The 4,195-nt window shown below is 62.9% G+C and carries 5 protein-coding genes; all 5 read right to left on the reverse strand.

What is annotated here, in order from left to right; translation table 11 throughout:
* Window positions 1–846, reverse strand: an 846-nt coding sequence (locus EOA86_RS24450) for a peptidoglycan -binding protein (protein WP_128344020.1), incomplete at its 3' end; no start/stop codon positions are given.
* Between the two features lies 1 nt (window position 847).
* Window positions 848–1,873, reverse strand: coding sequence for a MotA/TolQ/ExbB proton channel family protein (locus EOA86_RS24455; RefSeq protein WP_128344022.1), 1,026 nt, complete (start codon window positions 1,871–1,873; stop codon window positions 848–850).
* Window positions 1,874–1,980: 107 nt separating this feature from the next.
* A complete protein-coding gene (locus EOA86_RS24460; RefSeq protein ID WP_127208536.1) occupies window positions 1,981–2,673 on the reverse strand; it encodes a hemolysin III family protein in 693 nt (230 codons plus the stop codon).
* 107 nt (window positions 2,674–2,780) lie between these two features.
* Complete coding sequence (locus EOA86_RS24465; protein WP_128344024.1) at window positions 2,781–3,581, reverse strand: inositol monophosphatase family protein; 801 nt, start codon at window positions 3,579–3,581, stop codon at window positions 2,781–2,783.
* Window positions 3,582–3,621: 40 nt separating this feature from the next.
* Window positions 3,622–4,188, reverse strand: a complete 567-nt coding sequence (gene efp / locus EOA86_RS24470) for an elongation factor P (RefSeq protein WP_065011342.1) — start codon at window positions 4,186–4,188, stop codon at window positions 3,622–3,624.
* Between the last annotated feature and the right edge of the window lie 7 nt (window positions 4,189–4,195).

Genomic DNA, 4,195 nt, shown 5'->3' on the forward strand with positions numbered 1-4,195 from the left:
GTAGCGGCCGGTTCCCGATAGTGGCTTGTCATCGGTGTGGCCGTCGACGCGCAGCACCCAGTTGATCTCCGGCGGGATCTCCTTCTGCAGGTCGATAATGGCGTCGGCGAGCTTCTTCATCTCGTCCTTGCCGGCATCGTTGATCACTTCGGAGCCTGTCGGGAAAAGCACTTCCGACTGGAAGACGAAGCGGTCGCCGACGATGCGGATGTTCTCGCGATCGGCGAGGATCTCGCGCAAGCGCCCGAAGAAGTCGGACCGATAGCGGTTCAGTTCCTGCACCCGTTGCGCCAGCGCGACGTTCAGGCGGCGGCCGAGATCGGCGATCTTGGTGTTGGACTCGCGGTCGCGCGTTTCGGATACGTTGAGCGCTTCTTCGAGCGCTCCGATCTGCCTGCGCAGCGCCGCGATCTGCTGGTTGAGGATTTCGACCTGGCTCAGCGCCTGCTGGCTGATCTGGCGCTGGTTGTCGAGTTCACCAGAAAGCGCCGTGGCGCGCTGGTTGGCCGCGTCGCCGGCACCGGCGCCTTGCGCCAGCAATTGCTCGAGCCGGCTCTTTTCCGCCTCCGACGCCGACAGCGACGCCTGCAAATTGGCGAGCGAATCTTCCTTGTCCTGCGTCGTCGAGCGCTCCAGCGCCAGAAGCTGGGTCAGTTCGTTTATCTGCAAGTTGAGGCGGTTGAGTACCGTGTCCTTGCCGGAGATTTCGCGGCCGAGCAGGAACTGCGCCAGCACGAAGACGGTGAGCAGGAACATGATCGCCAGCAGCAACGTCGACAGCGCGTCGACGAAGCCTGGCCAGTAATCGATACGGCGATCGGTACGCCGGCTCCTGGCGAGAGCCATGCTAATGGACTCCGGTCTTCTTCAGGGCGTCGGCGATCTTCTCCAGCGTATTGCGCATAGCCTTCTGCTCGTCCGACTGGGCCTCGACCCAGTCGCGCATGATCTGCTGCTCCGAGCGCATGTTCTTGACCAGGCCCGAAATGCCGTCGGCAAGGTTGGCCATGGCGGTGGCGACACGCGGATTGGCGCCGCCGCCGCTTTCCTGCATGCTGCGCAGTCTTTCCGACAGGACGCGGATCTCGTCGGAGGACTCGGCCTTTGGCGGTTCGGCGACGACGATGTCGGACGACAGGTCGGTGACCGAGGACAGCCAGTTTTCGAGCTCGGTGTAGAAGCGTGTCTGGGCGCGGCCAGCCTGCAGGTCGAGGAAGCCGAGCACCAGGGAACCGGACAGGCCAAACAGCGACGACGAGAAGGCGGTGCCCATGCCGGCGAGCGGCGCGGAAAGCCCCTGCTTCAGCGATTCGAGCACGGCGGCGGCATCGCCGGAGCCGGGATCGAGCGAGTCAATAGTTTCGCGGATCGAGCCGATCGTGTTGAGCAGGCCCCAGAAGGTGCCGAGCAGGCCAAGGAACACCAGCAGCCCGACAAGATAGCGCGAGGTGTCGCGGCTTTCGTCGAGGCGGGTGGCGATCGAATCGAGCATGGTGCGCATCGAGCTGGTCGAGAAGGCGATCGTCGACGAGCGGCCGATCATCGCCTTCATCGGCGCCAGCAGCACCGGTTCGGTGGTTTCGGAGCCGGCCCGAAATGAGTTGACCCAGCGCACTTCGCGAAACAGCCGGCCGACCTGCACGAAGGCCAGCAGGATGCCGACCGCAAGCACGCCGATGATCAGGCCGTTGAGACCGGGATTGGTGGCAAAGGCGTTCGAGATCTGACGGGTCAGGATGGCGGCGATGAAGGCGACGATCATCAGGAAGATGACCATGGTCAGCAGAAAAACCTGCGGGCTCGACAATTTGTGCGGGTCGTACATCAGGACGTCGGAGCGTCTGCCCACGCCGAAGGATTTGAGTAAAGCCATCCGTGCCCCGTTTCCGATGCCGTCAATTCACGTTTGACGGCGACTCTAAACGCAATTGTGACCAAATTGAATGGCGCTTGGCAATATTGCCGGCCGGACCATTGGCGTCAGAGTCGGTTGATGACCAGGCAGTCGACCATGGCGGCAAGATGCAGGCCGGCGCCGGTGACGACAAAGCCGTGCCACAGCGCATTGTGGAAGCGCAGGCCCTTCCAGGCGAAGAAGATGACGCCGCAGGAATAGACGATGCCGCCGGCAACAATCAGCGCGATCGATGTCGTCGGCAATGTCTGGACCAGCGGCTCGACAAGAACGATGCCGCTCCAGCCGATGGCTAGATAGAAGACGATCGCCAGCCGGTCGAAGCGGCCGGGAAGAAGCACTTTGATGGCGATGCCGATCGCTGCCGCGAGCCAGACCAGGACGATCATCGAGATGGCAAGCGGCGAGCCGTCGAGCTGGGCGAGGAAAGGCGTGTAGGTCGCGGCGATCAGCAGATAGATCGCGGCATGGTCGAAGCGCCGCAATATCCACTTGGCCGGCGACGACACCGGCCACAGGTTATAGGCCAGCGACACCGACAGCACGGTGAGCAGCGAAACCACGTAGAAAGAGGCGGCGATATATTCGCCCGGACCGGCATGGAAGGAGGCCAGCGCCAGCAGCGCCGAGCCGGCGGCAATGGCGAGCACGATGCCCACCGCATGGACGATGCCGTCGGCGATCATTTCGGCGCGCGAATAATGCCAGCGTCCCATGAAGGGGATTTCGATCCGGGATTCGGGGCCGATATACGTCATGAATGATCCTGCATCCCCTTATCTGGGCGGATGCGGGGCAGTATTTCAAGCGTTGGTTGCGGTTTTGCGACTGCGGCGGTTCAGCGCGCCAAGTCCGCTAGCTAGAGCTAGCGCGGCGTCACCGGCTTCCTGACGACCTTCAACAGCGCACGCTGGATGATCTCGTTGCCGGCGACGATCGAGCCGCCATCCAGCATGTTCTGCCCGCCGGCGAAGTCGGAGATGAAGCCGCCTGCCTCGCGGATCAGCAGGATGCCGGCGGCGATGTCCCAGGCCGACAGGCCGGTTTCCCAGAATCCGTCCATGCGGCCGGCAGCGACGTAGGCGAGATCGAGCGAGGCGGAGCCGAGGCGGCGCACGCCCGAGACTTCGGCCATCACGTTGCGCAGCTCGACCAGGAAATTGCCATGCTGACCGCGGCCGAGATGCGGCACGCCGCAGCCGATCACCGTGTCGATCAGCTTGGTGCGGCTGGCGACCCGCAACCGGCGGTCGTTCATAAAGGCGCCGCCGCCGCGCTCGGCAGTGTAGAGTTCGTCCATCGCCGGATTGTAGACGACGCCGGCGACGATCTGGCCCTGACGCTCCAGCGCGATCGAGATGGCGAAGAGCGGAATGCCGTGCAGGAAATTGGTGGTGCCGTCGAGCGGATCGACGATCCAGCGGTGCTGGCCGTCGTCGCCTTCGATCAGGCCGCGCTCCTCCATCAGGAAGGCGTAGCCCGGCCGCGCCTTCGACAGCTCGGTGAAAAGGATGTCTTCGGCCTTGCGGTCGGCCTGACTGACATAGTCGCCCGGCCCCTTCATCGAGACCTGCAGGTTCTGGACTTCGCCGAAATCGCGCGACAGCGAGCGGCCGGCCTTCATGGCGGCCTGGACCATTACATTAAGGATCGCGGAACGCGCCATTGTACTTTTTCCTGCTGCGCTTCTTCCTGCTGCCGGCGCTTTAGTCGGCGCGGCGCACGTAAGTGATTTCGTTGGTGTCGACGATGATACGTTCGCCCGACCCGATGAACGGCGGCACCAGCACGCGGATGCCGTTCTCCAGCATCGCCGGCTTATAGGATGAGGCGGCCGTCTGACCCTTCACCACTGGATCGGCCTCGGTGATGGTCAACGTCACCTGGTCGGGCAGTGAAATGCCGATCGGCCTTTCATCATAGAGCTGGACCGTCACCATCATGCCGTCCTGCAGGAAGGCGGCGCGATCGCCGACGAAATCCTTTTGCAGTTCAAGCTGCTCGTAGCTTTCGGTGTCCATGAACACCAGCGCTTCGCCCTGCTCGTACAGGTAGGAGAAATCCTTCATCTCCAGCCGGATCTGTTCGACGGTTTCGGCGGAGCGGAAACGCTCATTAAGCTTGGTGCCGTTGATCAGGTTCTTCAGCTCGACTTGGTTATAGGCGCCGCCCTTGCCGGGCTTGACAGTGTTGGTCCTGACCGCCACCCATAGGCCGCCGTCATGTTCGATGACGTTGCCGGGACGGATTTCGTTGCCATTGATCTTGGCCATGATGATG

It is taken from the genome of Mesorhizobium sp. M5C.F.Ca.IN.020.32.2.1 (genome assembly GCF_004023105.1).
Lineage (GTDB): Bacteria > Pseudomonadota > Alphaproteobacteria > Rhizobiales > Rhizobiaceae > Mesorhizobium > Mesorhizobium wenxiniae.